This is a genomic window from Streptomyces sp. NPDC001100 (assembly GCF_053598575.1).
Genome location: NZ_JBSFKO010000003.1, coordinates 163,162 through 178,757, shown reverse-complemented (window position 1 = coordinate 178,757; position 15,596 = coordinate 163,162). Strand labels below are relative to the sequence as shown.

16 protein-coding genes are annotated in these 15,596 nt (G+C 72.8%); 9 read left to right on the top strand and 7 right to left on the bottom strand.

The window, feature by feature from the left end:
- Positions 1-3 precede the first annotated feature (3 nt).
- The 3 genes from ACWDEW_RS05310 to ACWDEW_RS05300 are packed head-to-tail and all read right to left on the bottom strand — an operon-like array spanning position 4 to position 2,736.
- On the bottom strand, positions 4-1,788 hold the full coding sequence (locus tag ACWDEW_RS05310; RefSeq protein WP_450509813.1) for a phosphatidylglycerol lysyltransferase domain-containing protein: 1,785 nt from the start codon (positions 1,786-1,788) through the stop codon (positions 4-6).
- A 23-nt stretch (positions 1,789-1,811) separates the two neighbouring features.
- Positions 1,812-2,255 carry a BlaI/MecI/CopY family transcriptional regulator gene (locus tag ACWDEW_RS05305; protein ID WP_450509811.1) on the bottom strand — a complete coding sequence of 148 codons (444 nt, stop codon included), beginning with the start codon at positions 2,253-2,255 and terminating at the stop codon, positions 1,812-1,814.
- Between the two features lie 31 nt (positions 2,256-2,286).
- A complete protein-coding gene (locus ACWDEW_RS05300; RefSeq protein WP_450509809.1) occupies positions 2,287-2,736 on the bottom strand; it encodes a hypothetical protein in 450 nt (149 codons plus the stop codon).
- Positions 2,737-3,014: 278 nt separating this feature from the next.
- Here ACWDEW_RS05300 and ACWDEW_RS05295 point away from each other — a divergent pair, with 278 nt between their 5' ends.
- Complete coding sequence (locus ACWDEW_RS05295; RefSeq protein WP_450509807.1) at positions 3,015-3,617, top strand: hypothetical protein; 603 nt, start codon at positions 3,015-3,017, stop codon at positions 3,615-3,617.
- 506 nt (positions 3,618-4,123) lie between these two features.
- Here the strand turns inward: ACWDEW_RS05295 and ACWDEW_RS05290 are convergent.
- Entirely contained in the window at positions 4,124-5,173 is a 1,050-nt protein-coding gene (locus ACWDEW_RS05290) for an AbrB family transcriptional regulator (RefSeq protein ID WP_450509805.1), read from the bottom strand.
- Positions 5,174-5,307: 134 nt separating this feature from the next.
- Between ACWDEW_RS05290 and ACWDEW_RS05285 the strand changes: the two genes are divergently transcribed.
- Positions 5,308-6,135, top strand: coding sequence for a GNAT family N-acetyltransferase (locus ACWDEW_RS05285; protein WP_450509804.1), 828 nt, complete (start codon positions 5,308-5,310; stop codon positions 6,133-6,135).
- A gap of 204 nt (positions 6,136-6,339) precedes the next feature.
- Here the strand turns inward: ACWDEW_RS05285 and ACWDEW_RS05280 are convergent, their stop codons facing one another.
- The 3 genes from ACWDEW_RS05280 to ACWDEW_RS05270 all read right to left on the bottom strand — a co-directional run bounded on the left by ACWDEW_RS05280 (position 6,340) and on the right by ACWDEW_RS05270 (position 8,928).
- A complete protein-coding gene (locus tag ACWDEW_RS05280; protein WP_450509802.1) occupies positions 6,340-6,864 on the bottom strand; it encodes a hypothetical protein in 525 nt (174 codons plus the stop codon).
- A 719-nt stretch (positions 6,865-7,583) separates the two neighbouring features.
- Positions 7,584-8,525 carry a M56 family metallopeptidase gene (locus ACWDEW_RS05275; protein WP_450509800.1) on the bottom strand — a complete coding sequence of 314 codons (942 nt, stop codon included), beginning with the start codon at positions 8,523-8,525 and terminating at the stop codon, positions 7,584-7,586.
- 7 nt (positions 8,526-8,532) lie between these two features.
- On the bottom strand, positions 8,533-8,928 hold the full coding sequence (locus tag ACWDEW_RS05270; protein WP_450509798.1) for a BlaI/MecI/CopY family transcriptional regulator: 396 nt from the start codon (positions 8,926-8,928) through the stop codon (positions 8,533-8,535).
- Positions 8,929-9,036: 108 nt separating this feature from the next.
- Between ACWDEW_RS05270 and ACWDEW_RS05265 the strand changes: the two genes are divergently transcribed.
- The 7 genes from ACWDEW_RS05265 to ACWDEW_RS05235 all read left to right on the top strand — a co-directional run bounded on the left by ACWDEW_RS05265 (position 9,037) and on the right by ACWDEW_RS05235 (position 15,334).
- Complete coding sequence (locus ACWDEW_RS05265) at positions 9,037-9,873, top strand: undecaprenyl-diphosphate phosphatase (protein ID WP_450509796.1); 837 nt, start codon at positions 9,037-9,039, stop codon at positions 9,871-9,873.
- Positions 9,874-9,921: 48 nt separating this feature from the next.
- Positions 9,922-10,494 carry a Chromate resistance protein ChrB gene (locus tag ACWDEW_RS05260; RefSeq protein WP_450509794.1) on the top strand — a complete coding sequence of 191 codons (573 nt, stop codon included), beginning with the start codon at positions 9,922-9,924 and terminating at the stop codon, positions 10,492-10,494.
- Positions 10,495-10,532: 38 nt separating this feature from the next.
- Positions 10,533-11,669, top strand: a complete 1,137-nt coding sequence (locus tag ACWDEW_RS05255; RefSeq protein ID WP_450510159.1) for an MFS transporter — start codon at positions 10,533-10,535, stop codon at positions 11,667-11,669.
- Positions 11,670-11,896: 227 nt separating this feature from the next.
- Complete coding sequence (locus ACWDEW_RS05250) at positions 11,897-12,292, top strand: PepSY domain-containing protein (protein ID WP_450509792.1); 396 nt, start codon at positions 11,897-11,899, stop codon at positions 12,290-12,292.
- Between the two features lie 29 nt (positions 12,293-12,321).
- A complete protein-coding gene (locus ACWDEW_RS05245) occupies positions 12,322-12,939 on the top strand; it encodes a hypothetical protein (protein WP_450509790.1) in 618 nt (205 codons plus the stop codon).
- A gap of 197 nt (positions 12,940-13,136) precedes the next feature.
- A complete protein-coding gene (locus ACWDEW_RS05240) occupies positions 13,137-13,868 on the top strand; it encodes a response regulator transcription factor (protein WP_450509788.1) in 732 nt (243 codons plus the stop codon).
- Positions 13,865-15,334 carry a sensor histidine kinase gene (locus ACWDEW_RS05235; RefSeq protein ID WP_450509786.1) on the top strand — a complete coding sequence of 490 codons (1,470 nt, stop codon included), beginning with the start codon at positions 13,865-13,867 and terminating at the stop codon, positions 15,332-15,334. Before ACWDEW_RS05240 ends, ACWDEW_RS05235 begins: the two co-directional genes overlap by 4 nt.
- The last annotated feature ends 262 nt before the right edge of the window (positions 15,335-15,596 follow it).

Sequence of the window (15,596 nt, the reverse complement as noted above, 5' to 3'; positions counted from 1 at the left end):
GGGTCAGGTTCCCACGGAAGTAGCCCTTTCTGTAGAGCAGTTGACCTGGTCCGCCGGATGCGGAGCGCGGCGGCGACGGAAGAGGGTGGGCAGCGGGGGCGGGGTGAGGAAGCCCTCGGCGCGGGCGCCGGCGAGGCCGATGCGCGGGAGGTCGCTGGTCCTCTCGAAGAGCAGGAAGCGGGGCTCCCACACGGGCCGGTACTTGGCGTTGGCGCGGTAGAGGGATTCGATCTGCCACCAGCGGGAGAAGAAGGTGAGGATCGCGCGCCACAGCCGCAGCACAGGACCGGCGCCGAGCTTGGAGCCGCGTTCGAAGACGGCACGGAACATGGCGAAGTTCAGCGAGACCTGCTGGACGCTGATCTCGTGGGCGCGCTGCAGCAGTTCGATGACCATGAACTCCACGAGGCCGTTCTCGCAGGCGCGGTCACGGCGCATCAGGTCCAGGGACAGCCCCTTGCCGCCCCAGGGCACGAAGCTCAGCAGGGCGCGCGGCTGGCCGTCGGCGTCGTGGCACTCCAGCATCACGCAGCTGCCGTCGCCCGGGTCGCCGAGCCTCCCGAGCGCCATGGAGAAGCCGCGTTCGGTGGCCCCGTCGCGCCACTGGTCGGCGTTGGCGACGAGGGCGGCCATCTCGGCGTCCGGGATCTGCGCATGGCGGCGGACACGGACCGTGTATCCGGCGCGGCGGACCCGGTTGTGGGCCTGGCGGACGGTGCGCATGGCGCGGCCCTCCAGGGTGAAGTCGGCCACCTCCACGATGGCCTCGTCGCCGAGTTCCAGTGCGTCGAGGCCGTGGCGGGCGTAGATGACGCCGGCTTCCTCGCTGGCGCCCATCACGGCCGGTGTCCAGGCGTGCCGGCGGGCCTCCTCCAGCCAGACGTGGATGGCGCCGGGCCATGCCTCTGGGTCGCCGATCGGGTCGCCGGAGGCGAGGCTGACCCCGCCGACGACGCGGTAGGCGACGGCCGCCTTGGCGGTGGGCGAGAAGATGACGGCCTTGTCGCGGCGCAGCGCGAAGTAGCCGAGTGAGTCGCGCTCACCGTGCCGGGCGAGCAGGCCGCGCAGCCGCTCCTCGTCGTCCGTGCCGAGCAGGTCACGGCCGCGCGGGGCCCGGAAGCAGGCGTACAGGACGGTCAGGAAGGTCACAGCGATCAGGACGTTGACCGTCACGTCCACCCAGCGCGGTGCGTGTACGGCCTCGACCCGGTCGGCGAGCGGTCCGACGCTGATCCCGCGCATCAGCGTGTAGGCGATCCGGTCGCTCAGCGAGGCCCCGGGCAGCGTGTTGGTGGCCCCTACGAGCAGTGTGCCGAGGGTGGTGCTGACCAGGATGCCGACGGCTGCGACGGCCACGGCCAGCCTGGGGTTGGAGCGGTCCCCCACGGCCCGGAACTCCGCGCGCCCGAGCAGCAGCGCGCCCACGAACAGCCCGGTGAGCAGGGCGGACAGCCAGTTGGTGACGTAGCGGCCGTACTCGTGCTGGGTCAGGGCGAGTGCGTAGAGCACGAACAAGGGCCCCGCGATCAGCATGTTGACGATCCACGCGGCGCGTTTACGGCGCCGCATCACCACGGCGAGGAATGACGCGAGTGCCGCCGAGGTGAGCCCGGCGGTGGCCAGATAGGGGGTGAAGTGCGCGCCCGTCCGGTGTTCGTCGACCTCCGCGCGGAAGGGCACGGACACGACGGCCAGCAGGTTGAGGAGCGCGAGCAGCCGCAGGTACCAGACCGTGGCCGCGGCGGCGTGCTCGTGCAGTCCGGTCTTCCCGGCGGCGGAAGGTGACAACGGGGTCCGCTGTCTGGAGGAGGTCAGGGCTGACTGGTGTGCGGGCACCGTGGGAGATCACCTCGGGGACGGGCCGGGGGTACCGGCGCGGGCGGGGACTGACGGACGGGAGGGGTGCCGGCGGAGCGAAGGCTCCATCGGCGCCGACGGGGACGGGTCATCTCCGGGCCCGGGGCCCGGCAGGCTGCGGCGGGGTGGGGGCCGAGGGCCTGATGCATGACCTGGGCGGTCGTCTCGGCGGCGTTCCTGACGGGTTCGTAGGCGCCGTCGGCGTCACGGGCGGGCTGGATCAGGTCCTGTGCGCAGAGGCGGCGCAGGACGGCATGCACGGTGCCGGGCGCCGGTTCGCTGCCGAGCTGGGCCCGGATCTCGGCCGCGGTGAGCACCCGGTCCGCGGCCCACACGGCAGCGAGGATCTCGCTCTCCAGCTCACGCTCACGCTGCCTCCCGCCCCTGGCTGCGGTCATGGTCGTCGCACCCTCGGCGGGCCGGTGATCGTCACGGGGCCGGCTTCCGGGCGCAGGTGATCGACAGGTTGTCCTTGACCGTGAAGAACGGCTCGATGCGCACCCCGGCAGCATGCTGCGCGGGATAGACGAAGGACTTCTGCTTACCGGCGATCTCCTCCCAGTGCCTGCCCACCCGCAATGGTTCCTCGCCCGCCTGCGCATCGGGACGGTCGAGGTAGAGGTCCCAGATCCATTCCCGCGCTGTGCAGGCGGTGGCCAGGGCGTCCAGCGGGATCCGCACCTCGAACCGGCCGCTGCCGTAGTCGTCGGCCGGCAGACGCAGCTCGGCATGGCTCCCGCCCCTGGCCTTGAGGACCAGGACGGCCTTCTCGGCCGTCATCCCGGCCAGCGACAGGCGCAGCAGGATCTGGCTGTTGCGCGGCCGGACTTCCTCGACCTGCGCACGGCACTCCCGCGGAGGGGGCGTTAGTTCGGCCATGTCTATCCCCAGCTCTCGCGAGCACTCACCCGTTCACCCTACGGTCTGTAGGGTAATGAAAACCCTACACTCTGTAGGGGGTGAGAGGTGGATGGAGACAGTGCCCTGCGCGGCGCGCCCGGGCGCACTGCCCGTCATGGGCCGCCGCAGACCACGAGGGCAGGGCGGCCGGCGGGCTTGTCCCGGCGGCGTTCTTCAGCGCGCCGCGCGCCCGGGCATCGCGCTACCTGCTGCCCGCCCAGGCCCTGTCGGCCGTCCCGGTCCAGGAGAACTCACTGATGCAGAAGCCGCCCTACCCGGTTGTCGACGACGCCATGCTCCTGCCCGAGGTACAGGCCACGCCTGCGGGCGAGCGGGAGGTTGCAGCGCGTATCGCGGTCGCCGCGCTGCGACGTGACCGCCTGCCGGACCGCCGCACCTGGACCGCCGAAGACCCTGCCCCGAGCGGCAGCCCATGGGTACTGGGGGTGATCGACGGCGACGGCGCACTGTGGCGGGCGAAGCCGGGCATCGACGTCTGGACCCTGGAAGAGCCTCCGGCCGCCAAAGGCACCGGTGAGAAGTTCACGTGGGAGGAGCTGCTGACGGAGTTCGGGCCGCTGACCGAGCCTTGGGCGGACTGGTGCCCGCAGAGGATGGAGGTTGTGGACGCCATCCGTGCCGCCGCCGCAGTGATGGACGACCTGTTGTTCCATGAGCTGGGCGCGTACGTCGTCGGCAGCGAGGTCCACGGTGGCCGGACGACGGAGCACAGCCCGGACACCGAGATCATCAGGAGGGCGGGGAGCTGGGCGAACTGTCTGCGGGAGCAAGCCGAGAGGCTCACGGAAGCGGTCTCCCGGGCAACGCTGCTGCAGGCGAACCCCGCATCGGACGACTGATGTTCCGGCGTGCGACATCGGCTTCCGGCTCCCTCGCTTCCCCTGTCCCGGGGCTGCGGGTTGCGGCTCTTCTCACGCGCCGCAAGGTGTTGGGACACGGCCACGCCCGTCGTGCGCCAGTCGCCCTCCGCTCCGGGGATCCATGCGCGATCACCGTCACGCAGCCGCCGGACAGACACAGGCAGGCACACGGGGCCTGCGGCGCGGGACGCGGGGCCGAGCGGCGTGCCGATGAACGCGCCGCGGGGCCGGTTGCGGGCGGAAGCGGTACTGCCGCGGATGGTCGCGCCATGTGCGCGGGCCCGGTCGAGGACCGGAGCCGGGCAGAGGGCGGGCGTTGCCGGTGCGGTTCGGGGCCGGTGGTCTCGACCGGTGCAGCCGCTGGGTGCGCCGAAGCGAGCGGCGCCCCCAGTAGGCCGGTGTGCCAAGCCGGTGGTTCTCGGAGCGGAGCATGACGCGCGTTCGCGCCGCCTCATACCGGCTCTCACCCGCGCCGCGGTGTCGGCTCAGTGTCGCGCGGCGGTCCGTTCCACGAGGCGGATCAGCAGCGGGGCGATGAGCACCATGGTGAACAGGCGCAGGCTCTGCACGCTGGAGATAAGGGAGACGTCGCCGTGGGTGGCCACGGCGGTCGCCAGGACGGCGTTGATGCCGCCCGGGGTGGTGGCCAGGTAGGCGTCCGTGAGCGGGATGTGGGCGGTGATGGCGAGCAGCCAGGCCAGTCCCGCGCACGCGGCGCTGACCGCGAGCGTCAGACCCAGCGCGAGGGGCAGCAGGCGGCGCATCCGCAGGACGGCGGGCCGGGTGAAGCGCAGCCCGATGTCGAGGCCGACGGCGGTGAACAGGGCGGTGCGCAGCGGTCCGGTGGGCGCGAACCCGTTCGCCGCCCCCGTCACCATGAGCAGCGCGGTCAGCACCATCGGGCCGAGCAGCGCGGGGCTGGGCAGCCGGACCCGCGTCCCCAGCCAGGCCCCGGCCGCGGCGACGGCGGCGAGCAGGACGAGACCGAGGTGCTGGTCGGGCCCGTTGACGAGGTTCCACACCTCCGCCTCGGCGGCGGCACGGGGGGCGCCGTTCGTCTCGGCGGTGAAGATCCAGTGGACCAGGACCGGTGCGGTGGCGGCGACCAGGGCGACGCGCAGGTACTGCAGGAAGGCGACCACGCGCGGGTCGGCGTCCAGGTCCTCGGCGACCGAGACGACGGCGGCCGAGCCGCCGGCGACCATGCCGAGGGTGGCGCTGGCCCGGTCGATGCGGCCGACACGGGCCAGGACGGCGGCCCCGCCGAGACTGAGCAGCACGGTGGCGGCCGTGACCAGGGTGAGGGCGGCGGCCCGGCCGGACGCCTGGTGGAGGGTGTGCGTGTTGAGGTAGCTGCCCATCAGCACACCCAGGACGGCCTGGGTGGAGCGGTTCACCCGGACGGGGAGTTTCCCGGCACTGAATCCGGCGACCGCGACCGCCAGTCCGGCGAACAGCGGGGCCAGCAGATGCGGCGCGGGCAGCACCGGTTCGGCGATCTCCCCGGCCGCCAGGGCAGCCAGGCCAACGGCCACCCAGGAGGCCCAGCGGCGCCGTCTCGACGGACCGGGAACAGGCGGCGGGGAAAGGGGTTCGGGGGTACCTGGAGAGGACACGAAGATCACCCAACGGACACTACAGTACGTAGTGTTGCGTGTACGTTGCGCGCATGCAGACGAGTGAACGCCTACCGACCGTCACGGCTGCCCGGCAGGTGTGGAGCCGCCCGGACCGGCTGCCGTACGTGCTGCGGTCGGCGTTCGACGGCGTCGAGGTGTCCTGGCACCCGCCCCGCCCGGGACCGTTCGCCGTTGCGGTGCCCGATGGGTACACGGCGCTTCGGGTACCCGATCCCGCGGGTGGTGCCCTGCTCCTCCAGCGGCGTACGGGCCGCTTCACCCTCCCCGAGAGGGCACGCGCATTGCTGCTCTCGCTTCTCGCCCACCGGCCGGTGCTGAGCGAGCCGCGCTGCCGGACGGTCTCCTTGTCGGGCGCCGGCTCGGTCGTCCTGCGGCCGGCCGACCGGCGTGACCTGATGGCCGTCATCGCGCTGCACGCCCTGTGCGCGCCCTCGCCGCGCGGCGCGTTGAGCGGCTTTCCGGCCCGCGAGGATCTGCCGGGCCTGCTGCACCCGCGCGTCGGGCACAGCCTGCTCGCCGAGACCGTGGGCGGACGCCCGGTCGGCTGGGGCTCGCTGACCTGGGACGGCCTGGGCGCCGACGCCGTGGTGCTGGCCGCCGACGCATGGAGGGCCCGCGGCCTGGTCACCGTCCTGCTGCGCGCCCTGGCCGAGACCGCCGAGGACACGGGCTGCCAGGTGCTGTGGCTGTACGCGGCCCACGGCGACGACGCCGCACACCGGGCGGTCACCGGCCTCGGCCGGCCCTGCACTGTCGCCCACACCGATGCGGAAGCCACCGTCTTCGCCCTGCACCTCGCTCCAACACCAGCCGATCACACGGCTGTTGGCCTCGACGCGTTGACGACGCCGCGGTGAACCCAAGGGCCGGCTTCCGGGCGAAGTCCCGGCCGTCCCTCGTCGGCGTACCGCCGTTTGCTCGGCGTGGGCCGGCACGCCGGCGCCTGGAGTTACGGATGTTCCCGACGCGCCCCGTGGCGCGGGTCTTCCCGGTGGAACGAGCCGCCACGGGACGTCGCGCCGGCGCCCTGTCGCCAGGCAGGGGCTCGGGCGGGTGCCGGGTCAGCCGATGCCGGTGACTGTCAGCGCGGTGGTCCAGTTGGTCTTGATGGCGCTGCGGGCCGAGGCCAGCGTGATCGTGCCCGCGCAGACCGCGTTCTTCAGCTTCGTTTCGATTCCGTCCTTGGTGTAGGCGGTCTTCGTGCCGGAATAGGGCTCCGGCCACAGGTTGGTCGTCGCCGTCGGGGAGCCGCCGAGTTCGAGGGGAACGAGGTGGTCTTCCTCGTAGTCGGCGGTGCTGGTGTCGGTGTACCCGTAGTCGATGATGCCCTGGACCTTCAGCGGGTTGGTGTAGGAGGTGGGCGGGCGGACGGTCGCGGTCCATCCGGACACGCATATCGTGGAGCCGATCGTGGACTGCGTCACGGCCGAGTAGTAGGCGCCCGGCGTGCACTTGGAATCGGGCAGCGGCAGATAGGACTGGGAGCACGTCGCGGCGTGTGCGGTGCCGGTGCCCACGGCAAGGCCGGCGGCGGCGAGGGCGAGGGCGGAACAGGTGGTGGCAAGTGTGCGGGGGAGGGCGCGCATGAGGAGGCTCCTGGTGCCGGCCCGACCGGTCGCCGGGGATGTGTACATGACACCGCAGTAGCCGCTACGCGGGTAGATGCCGGTCGGTGAACTTCCCGTTACCGCAGCGTTTCTGACGCTCCGACAGCTGGGCGTTCCGCGGTGTGCCGGCGTTGCCGGAACTCTCGGAACGTCCCTGCCCTGTGCCGTACGGCCGATCGCCACCTGACGGGGGGCGCAGCCGAGGACCGTCTGCGTCCGCTTGACACCGACTCGCCGACGACGAGCGCCTGGAGATATCCCTCCCTGTCGCGAAGGGGCCGAGTCGGCGGAGGGGCCGGGCAGGACGGTGTCGCCGCGGGGGCGGCCGAGTTCTGTCCGCGTCGTGCCATCGGTACCGCCGCCGTGCCGGTGACCGGGATTCAGATCCCGTTGGAGAGCGCACGCAGTGCGTCGATCACGTCCGGTGCACCGCCGGCCGGAGGCTAGGTGGCCGCCCCGACCCGGAGGGCGGTTCGGTGCCCGGTGGGGTGGCCCCCGCTGACAGCAGCAGCCTCGGCCCGACGATCGCCGCGGTATCACCCGGGCGCACTACGGCGACATCACGGTCGCTTCTCCGGGCCCGGGCGAGGGCGCCGTCTTCCCGGGGCGGCCGGCGCAAGAACAGTCGGCGTGGCGAGTTGTGCCCGACCCCGTACCGGCATCGGGCGCAGAGCGGCGATAGCGGCGCCCGCCGGGGGTCACCCGGCGCGGGCTGCTTGAAGCAGGAGGTGAAGGTCGTGGGCGCCTTCGGCGGTGGCCACGGCCGCCACGGTGAGGACCGCCGCCGTGACTGTCGTAAGTGCGGGGTGGCGGCCGAGCGGTGGGGCGAGGAGGGCGGCGACACGGCGCGGGACCGGTCCGGCGCTGGAGAGGGGGCCCCGGTGGCCGAGGATGCCGAGAGCGGCGCCGGGGATACGGAGGCGTGCAGGGACGTGGCGGGCGGCCAGGGCGGCCTTGCCGACGGCGCGGGCGACCCGGGTGCGGTCGCCGGTGGCCGTTGCGGCGTTCTCGTCGGCCCAGCGTTCGGTCGTGTAGCTGACGGCGGCAGCGAAGGGGCGCAGGAGCGGGTTGGCGGTGGCACCGAGCTGGGCGAGGGCGACGAAGGCGTAGTGGTGGGCGGTCAGGTGGGCGCGTTCGTGGGCGAGCAGGATGTCTCGCTCACTCTCGTCCAGGGTGTGCAGCATGCCGGTGGAGACGACGACACGGCCGGGCAGGCCGGGCAGGGCGAACGCGTCCGGGGCTTCGTCGTCGACGATGACCAGGCCGTCGCGGCTGGGCATGCAGGCGGCCTCCAGGGTGGCCGAGGCCAGCGAACGGGCGCGGCGCCAGAGCATGCGGGCCGCGGCGATGACGGCGCCGCCCAGGAGCAGACCGGCGAGCAGGGCGACGGAGAGCTGGGAGGGGGCGTCGTGCTGCGCGGTGCGGGCCGACCAGTGGCCGAGGCGGGCCAGCAGGGGGATACGGATCAGGCCGGTGGTGGCCAGCAGGCCCAGGGAGACCGTGCTCGCGGCGCCGAGCACGAGCGCCGAGGCGGTGAGCAGCCAGGTGGCCAGGCGGGGTTCGCATCGCTCGGAGAGCGGCCGCGCGGCGAACGGGGCGATCAGCGAGAGCAGCAGCGGCAGATAGACGGCGATCCGCATCCCTACGTCACCCTCTGCCGGTCGTGTCCGGCTCGGGGCCGAGCAACTGGCGCAGCAGGTCGGCGTCGGTGTCGGACAGCGTGTCGGCGAAGCGGGCGAGGACGGCCTCGCGGTCGGGGCGTTCCTCCAGGACGGTGCGCATGCGGCGGGCGGCGAAGCCGGCGTCGTCGGTGACGGGGGCGTAGGCGTAGGCGCGTCCGCGCGGGGTGCGGGTGAGCAGGCCCTTGGTGTGCATGCGGGTGAGGATCGTCACCACGCTGCTGTACGTCAGCTCGCCGCCGAGGCGTTCGGCCGCCTCGCCCGGGGTCAGGGCGGTGCCGGCCTGTTGGAGGAGGCCCAGGAGCTGGGTCTCGCGGGCGCCGTTCGCCCGTTTCGGACCGCGTCCCGCTGTGTCGGCTGCCATGGGTTTGTTGTTCTCCCGCATCGCCCTCTATCTTCTACACCCGTGTAGGAGTTCTACTCCCGTGTAAAAGCTTTCGTGTCCCGAGTGTGCCACACAGATGGGTCCCCCATGAGCGCGATCAGCATCGGCCAGGCCGCCGTCCTCGGAGTCGTCGAGGGGGTGACCGAGTTCCTGCCCGTCTCCTCCACCGGCCATCTGAAGATCACCGAGGGGCTCATGAGCATCCCGGTCGACGACACCTCCGTGGTCGGCTTCACCGCCGTCATCCAGGTCGGCGCGATCGCCGCCGTCCTCGTCTACTTCTTCAAGGACATCACCCGCATCGTCTCCGCCTGGGGTCGCGGCCTCAGAAACCGTGAGGAGCGCCAGAGTCACGACTACAAGTTCGCCTGGTGGGTCATCTACGCCACCCTCCCGATCGTGGTCGTCGGCCTGGCCGCCAAGAAGCTCGTCGAGGGCCCGCTCGGCTCCCTGTGGGTGGTGGCGGGTTCGCTGATCGTGGGCTCCGGCGTGATGTGGGCGGCCGACCAGATGGGCCGGCACAAGCGCGGCGAGGACGATGTGACGTTCAAGGACGCGATGCTGGTGGGCTGTTCACAGATCCTCGCCCTGCTCTTCCCCGGCTTCTCCCGCTCCGGCGCCACCATGTCCACGGCGCTCATCCTCGACCTGGACCGCGTCGCCGCCACCCGCCTCTCCTTCTTCCTCGGCATCCCCGCCCTGACCGGCGCCGGACTGTACGAGCTGAAGGACGCCGTGGGCGCCGGGGTCGGCGTGGCGCCGCTGGCCGTCGGCACCGCCGTCTCCTTCGTGGTGGCCTACGCCTCCATCGCGTGGCTGCTGAAGTTCGTCGCCAAGCACTCCTTCAACGCCTTCGTGATCTACCGGATCGTCGTCGGGGCCGGCCTGCTGGGCCTGCTGGCCACGGGGACGCTCAACGCCTGACACACTTCTCCTGCGGTGACTGATGTAACGCCTGCTACATTCTGCAACGTGACGAATGTGAGCAGGGAGCCCGGGAGTCGCTGGCTCGTCCTCGTGGTCAGGCTCCCGGCGGAGCCCTCGCGGCACCGGGTCGCGGTCTGGCGGGAGCTGCGCAGGATCGGCGCGCTCTCGCTCGGCCAGGGCGTCTGGGCCGTACCCGACGTGGCGGTCTTCGCGGACGGCGTCGCCCGTGCGCTCGACCTCACCGAGCAGTCCGGCGGGCAGGCGGTGACGCTGAACGCGTCCGGGCGCGGGCCTAGGGATGCCGCCCGTTTCCAGGCCATGTTCACCGCCGCGCGCTCGGAGGACTGGACGGAGTTCCTGGCCGACTGCGGCAAGTTCGAGGCGGAGATCGCTAAGGAGATCCGCATCGCCAAATTCACCCTGGCCGAGCTGGAGGAAGAGGAACAGTCCCTGGAACGACTCCGGCGCTGGCACCGTGACCTGACCGCGCGGGACGTGTTCGGCGCCCCGGAGGCCGCCCAGGCCGCGGCACGCCTCAAGCAGTGCGCCGCCGTCTGCGAGGACTACGCCGAGCGGGTCTTCCGCGCCTTGCACGAGACCCCGGAGCAGGACCGGTGACCACGACGGCGTCCGCCCAGGCCGCGCCCGCCCGGCAGATGTGGCCGCTGTACGCGGCCGGGTTCACCACCGCGTTCGGCGCGCACGGCATCGCCGCCAGCCTCGGCGGTGACGCGAAGGGCGCCGTGACCTCGCTGTTGGTGCTCGGTGGGCTGCTCGCCCTCTACGACGGCGCCGAGGTGCTCCTCAAGCCGGTCTTCGGCACCCTCGCCGACCGCATCGGCGCCCGGCCGGTGCTGCTCGGCGGGCTGGTCGCGTTCGCCGCCGCGTCCGCGGTGTACGCCGTGGCGGACAGCCCCGGCTGGCTGTGGGCCGCCCGCCTCGGCCAGGGCGCCGCCGCCTCCGCCTTCTCCCCGTCGGCCTCCGCGCTGGTCGCCCGCCTCAACCCGGCCGCCAAGCACGGCCGGGCGTTCGGCAGTTACGGCTTCTACAAGTCCCTCGGCTACACCCTCGGGCCGCTGCTGGGCGGGGTGCTGGTGTGGGCCGGGGGCCTGCGGCTGCTGTTCGGGGTACTGGCGGTGCTCGGCGCAGTGGTCGCGGTGTGGGCCGCGCTCGCCGTTCCCGCAGTACCGCCCCTGCCGAAGACCCGGCAGACGGTGCTCGACCTCGCCCGCCGCATTGCCGAACCGGCCTTCCTCGCCCCGACCGCTGCCCTGGCCGCGGCGACCGCCGCGCTCTCGGTCGGGGTGGGCTTCCTGCCCGTCTCCGGCCGGGTGGCGGGGTTGGGCACCGTCGCCACCGGCGCCGCCGTGTCCGTGCTCGCCGCGTGTGCGGCCCTCGTGCAGCCCCGGGCCGGGCGTGCACTGGACGAGGGACGCCTCACCACCCGCGCCGGCCTCACCGCCGGACTTCTGCTGACCGCCGCCGGCCTGGCCTGTGCCATGCTGCCCGGACTGACCGGCATCCTCCTGGCCGCAGCCCTGACCGGTGCCGGAGTCGGCCTGATCACCCCGCTCGGCTTCGCCGCCCTCGCCGCCGCCGCCCCGGCCGAACGCCTCGGCCAGACCATGGGCACTGCCGAACTCGGCCGTGAACTCGGCGACGCGGGCGGCCCGTTGCTGGTCGCCGCCGTCGCCTCGGTCACCACCCTCACCCACGGCTACGCGGTCCTCGCCGTGCTGCTGGCCGTGGGGCCGGTACTCGGTCTGGTCCGCACCCGTACCGGACACAGGTGACACCCCCCGGTTCAGCAGCCACATGCCCCTCCGGGCACGGTGTCCGACCGTCGCCGGGGAGAGCGTCGGCCCGATGACAGCGGCGGTGGCCAAAGATTGGTCGTTTGCTGGTCTGCTGCTGTCGGTTCTCGGGGCTTGTGCTGGAGGGCGTCTTCCTAGGGTCGTAGTCGTCCCCCGGTAGTCCGGCACCACCGGACTCCGCCCCCCCATTGTTCTGGAGACGCCTGATGCGTGCCCTTCCCCGTCGTGCCCTGGCCGCCGCCCCCGCCGCCCTTCTGCTGTTCGCGCTCGTCGGCTGCGGCGGCAGCTCCGACTCCGGCTCCTCGAAGGCCGCGGACACCCAGCAGTCGGCCCAGGCGGACAGCGGCGCGCAGGCGCAGGACGCCGACGAGAAGACGGAACCGCCGCTGACCGGCGAGATCAAGCAGAAGGCCGAGGCAGCGGCGCTCGCCAAGTACCCGGGCACCGTCGTCAAGTCCGAGGAGGACACGGAGAAGCCCGGCATGTACGCGGTGGAGATCAAGAAGGCGGACGGTACGAGTGTCGAGGTCTACCTCGACAAGACGTACGCGGTCACCGGCACCAAGCAGGAGGGCACCGAGGAAACCGAGACTGCCGGCTGACCGCAGGCCGGCTGGAAAGGAGGAGCGCCATGTCCATTGATCCTGCACACCCCGCAGCGACTCAGCTGCCGGACACCGACGCGACGGCGCTGTTCGCCGCCCCGGCCCGCGGCCCGGCGGAGGGAGCCTACGGAGTCGGCTATGCGGAGGACTCCTTCGACTACCCCTCACCCGCTCCCGCGCAATCCTGGTCGGACGGCCGACCGCCGCTCGGCGCGGCACTGGACGCCGCCCCGCCCGCGGGAGTGGACGGTGCGGAGGAGGGGCAGTCCGCCAGCCGGGGCCACGCGCGGGAGACGGGCTGGTGGGAGCGGGTGGCCGACTGGCCCAGGTGGGCCGTGATCGTTGCCGCCGCGCTGGTGATCACGGGCGGTTTCGGTCTCTCCCTGTCGATGGTCAGCGACACGGTCTCCTCCGACCCGGCACCGGGAGCGTCCGGCGGGACCTCCGAGGTCACCGTCCCGCAGTCGCCGGCCGTACCGGACCTGCCTCCGCAGGCCACGGCCTCCGCGTCGTCCCCCGCAGGCGGTGCGAGCGGAGGTGTGAGCGTCTCTCCGACCGGGACCAGCCCGCTGCCCGGCGCCGGCGGGCAGGACCGGCAGGAGGACAACGGACGCGGGGACGGCGACAGCACGAACGATGGCTGACCCCCCACGCCGTCCGGCACTGTCCCCGTGCCCGCCACCACCGCCCGGCCGGCCGGTTCCACCCCGCGCCCGGCCGGCCGGGCGGCATCCCCGGACACGGCCTCGCGGAAGCGCGGCACCGTTCCCTTCCCCCAGGTCCCAGGCGGGTTCACGTGAACACCCCAACTCCCGTGACACAGCTGTGCGAGCCTGTCGCCATGCGGCTGCTGCTCATCGAAGACGACGACCGGATCGCCCAACCGCTCACCGAAGGGCTGGGCCGCTACGGATTCACCGTGGACCGCGCGCGCACCGGCGCCGCCGGGCTCGCCGCCGATGGCTCGCCCGACCTGGTCCTGCTCGACCTCGGGCTGCCGGACATGGACGGCCTGGACGTGTGCCGCAGCCTGCGGGCCCGCTCGCCCATCCCGATCATCATGATCACGGCCCGGGGCGAGGAGGCCGACCGGGTGGTGGGCCTGGAGCTGGGCGCGGACGACTACCTCGCCAAGCCGTTCGGCGTACGGGAGCTGGTGGCCCGCATCCGCGCGGTCACCCGCCGCACCGGCACCCTCCCGGCCCTACCGCCCGGACCGGACACGGCACCCGCAGCGTTCACGAGGGCACCCGCGCCGCAGCGGCTGGGCCCGCTGGACCTCGACCGGCGCACCCGCCAGGTCCGCCTCGGCGGACACCCCATAGCCCTCTCCCCACGGGAGTTCGACCTGCTCGCCCACCTCGCCGAAGACCCCGGAGCCGTCCACTCCCGGCAGCAGATCATGGACGCGGTGTGGGACCCGCACTTCTTCGGCCCCACCAAAACCCTGGACGCCCACGTCGCTGCGCTGCGCCGCAAGCTCGGCGATCCCGCCTGGATAACCACAGCGCGCGGCGTGGGCTTTCGCCTCACCGTCCCCGGCGAGGAGACCGGCCCCGGGGCGGCGGGGTGATCCGGCGTCTGCTGTTCAGCTATGTCGGCGTGGCCCTGCTGGTCCTGGCCGGGCTGGAGATTCCTCTCGGCTACCTCTACGCCCGCGGGGAGGAGGCCCGTGTCGCGCAGACCGTCGAACGCGACGCGGCGATGCTCGCCGAGGTCAGCGAGGAGAACATCGAGAAGGGCAACCTCGCGGAACTGCCCAGGCTGATCGGCGACTACACCGCCCGCACCGGCGGCCGGGTCGTCGTGGTCGACCGCACCGGGCTCGTCCTGGCCGCCTCCGGCACCACGACGGCCACCGGCACCAACCTGTCCGCCGAGCCGGACATCGCCGCCGCCCTGCGCAACCAGCCCACCACCGGCACCTCCACCGACACCGGCGGCAACGACGTCCTGTACGCGACCCAGCCCGGCGCTTCCGGCACCACGATCCGCGGTGCGCTGCGGCTGACCTACCCGACCGCGATGACGGCCGACCGAGTGCACCGCATCTGGCTCGCCCTCGCCTTCGCCGGGGCCTGCATCCTGGCCGCCGTCGCGCTGGTCGCCCTCACCCTCGCCCGGTGGATCACCCGACCCCTGCGCACGCTGGAACGTGCCACCCGCCAGCTCGCCGACGGCCATCTCGCCAACCCGCCCGACGCCACCACCGGGCCGCCCGAACTGCGCTCCCTGGCCACCTCGTTCACCCGCACCGCCACCCGCCTGCAACACCTCCTGGACGCCCAGCACGCGTTCGCCGCCGAAGCCTCCCACCAGCTCAAGACCCCGCTGACCGCGCTACGGCTGCGGCTGGAGAACTTCGAGCCCTACCTCGATGCGCGCGCCCACGGCAGCCTGGACGAGACCATCGAGGAGGTCGAGCGCCTGAGCCGCATGGTCCACGGACTGCTCGCGCTGGCCCGGCTGGAGAACGCGGCCACCACCCCCGAAGACATCGACCTCGACGCGGTGATAGCCGACCGCATCGCGATGTGGGAATCGTTCGCCGCCGAACAGCGGGTCGCCCTCGCCGTCACCGGCCCGGCCGCCGGCCATGTACGGGCGATCCCGGGGGCGTTGGAGCAGGTCATCGACAACCTGCTCGCCAACGCGCTGCGCGTGGCCCCGCCGGGCACCGCCATCACCCTCGCCCGCGCGCCCGGCGCCGAACTGCACATCATCGACCAGGGCCCGGGCATGTCACCGGCGGAGCGGGAACGCGCCTTCGACCGGTTCTGGCGCGCCTCCCCCTCCGACCACGAGGGCACCGGCCTGGGCCTGCCCATCGTCCGCCACCTCGTCCGCGCCTCCGGCGGCGAAGTCACCCTGCACGCCGCCCCGGGAGGCGGCCTGGACGCCCGCATCCGCCTGCGCCCGGCCACCGCCCCGCGCAGCCGCCGCATCACCCGCCGACCGGATACGGCCGGCGCCGGCACATGGAGGGATGCCTCCGACAGCGCGCCCGTGGCCGTCGGAGGGGAACGCGGCAGCGGTTAACGCGTAATCAGTCCTCTGGCGGGACGTATCCCCTTCATACTCCCGGGGGATCGACTCTCCTGCCAAGGGCGCGGACCGTAGAGGAAGGGCAGCGGGGCTGCCACTGGACCAACGGTGCGAGAAGAGGCAGGCATGCGACCCGGCCATTGCAGCGATCAGCGTCGGCGTCTCCTGGGTGACTGGACCCTCCCGCTCTGCACGGTCGCCGTCAGCATCATCGTCGTGACAGGGATAGCCACCGAGCACGAGAGCGGGGTCGAAG

Coding starts and splice junctions, on each gene's coding strand:
- ACWDEW_RS05305 (WP_450509811.1), bottom strand. CDS start 2,255: ATGACCGCAGCCAGGGGCGGGAGGCAGCGTGAGCGTGAGCTGGAGAGC.
- ACWDEW_RS05300 (WP_450509809.1), bottom strand. CDS start 2,736: ATGGCCGAACTAACGCCCCCTCCGCGGGAGTGCCGTGCGCAGGTCGAG.
- ACWDEW_RS05295 (WP_450509807.1), top strand. CDS start 3,015: ATGCAGAAGCCGCCCTACCCGGTTGTCGACGACGCCATGCTCCTGCCC.
- ACWDEW_RS05285 (WP_450509804.1), top strand. CDS start 5,308: ATGCAGACGAGTGAACGCCTACCGACCGTCACGGCTGCCCGGCAGGTG.
- ACWDEW_RS05280 (WP_450509802.1), bottom strand. CDS start 6,864: ATGCGCGCCCTCCCCCGCACACTTGCCACCACCTGTTCCGCCCTCGCC.
- ACWDEW_RS05275 (WP_450509800.1), bottom strand. CDS start 8,525: ATGCGGATCGCCGTCTATCTGCCGCTGCTGCTCTCGCTGATCGCCCCG.
- ACWDEW_RS05270 (WP_450509798.1), bottom strand. CDS start 8,928: ATGGCAGCCGACACAGCGGGACGCGGTCCGAAACGGGCGAACGGCGCC.
- ACWDEW_RS05265 (WP_450509796.1), top strand. CDS start 9,037: ATGAGCGCGATCAGCATCGGCCAGGCCGCCGTCCTCGGAGTCGTCGAG.
- ACWDEW_RS05255 (WP_450510159.1), top strand. CDS start 10,533: ATGTGGCCGCTGTACGCGGCCGGGTTCACCACCGCGTTCGGCGCGCAC.
- ACWDEW_RS05250 (WP_450509792.1), top strand. CDS start 11,897: ATGCGTGCCCTTCCCCGTCGTGCCCTGGCCGCCGCCCCCGCCGCCCTT.
- ACWDEW_RS05245 (WP_450509790.1), top strand. CDS start 12,322: ATGTCCATTGATCCTGCACACCCCGCAGCGACTCAGCTGCCGGACACC.
- ACWDEW_RS05240 (WP_450509788.1), top strand. CDS start 13,137: ATGCGGCTGCTGCTCATCGAAGACGACGACCGGATCGCCCAACCGCTC.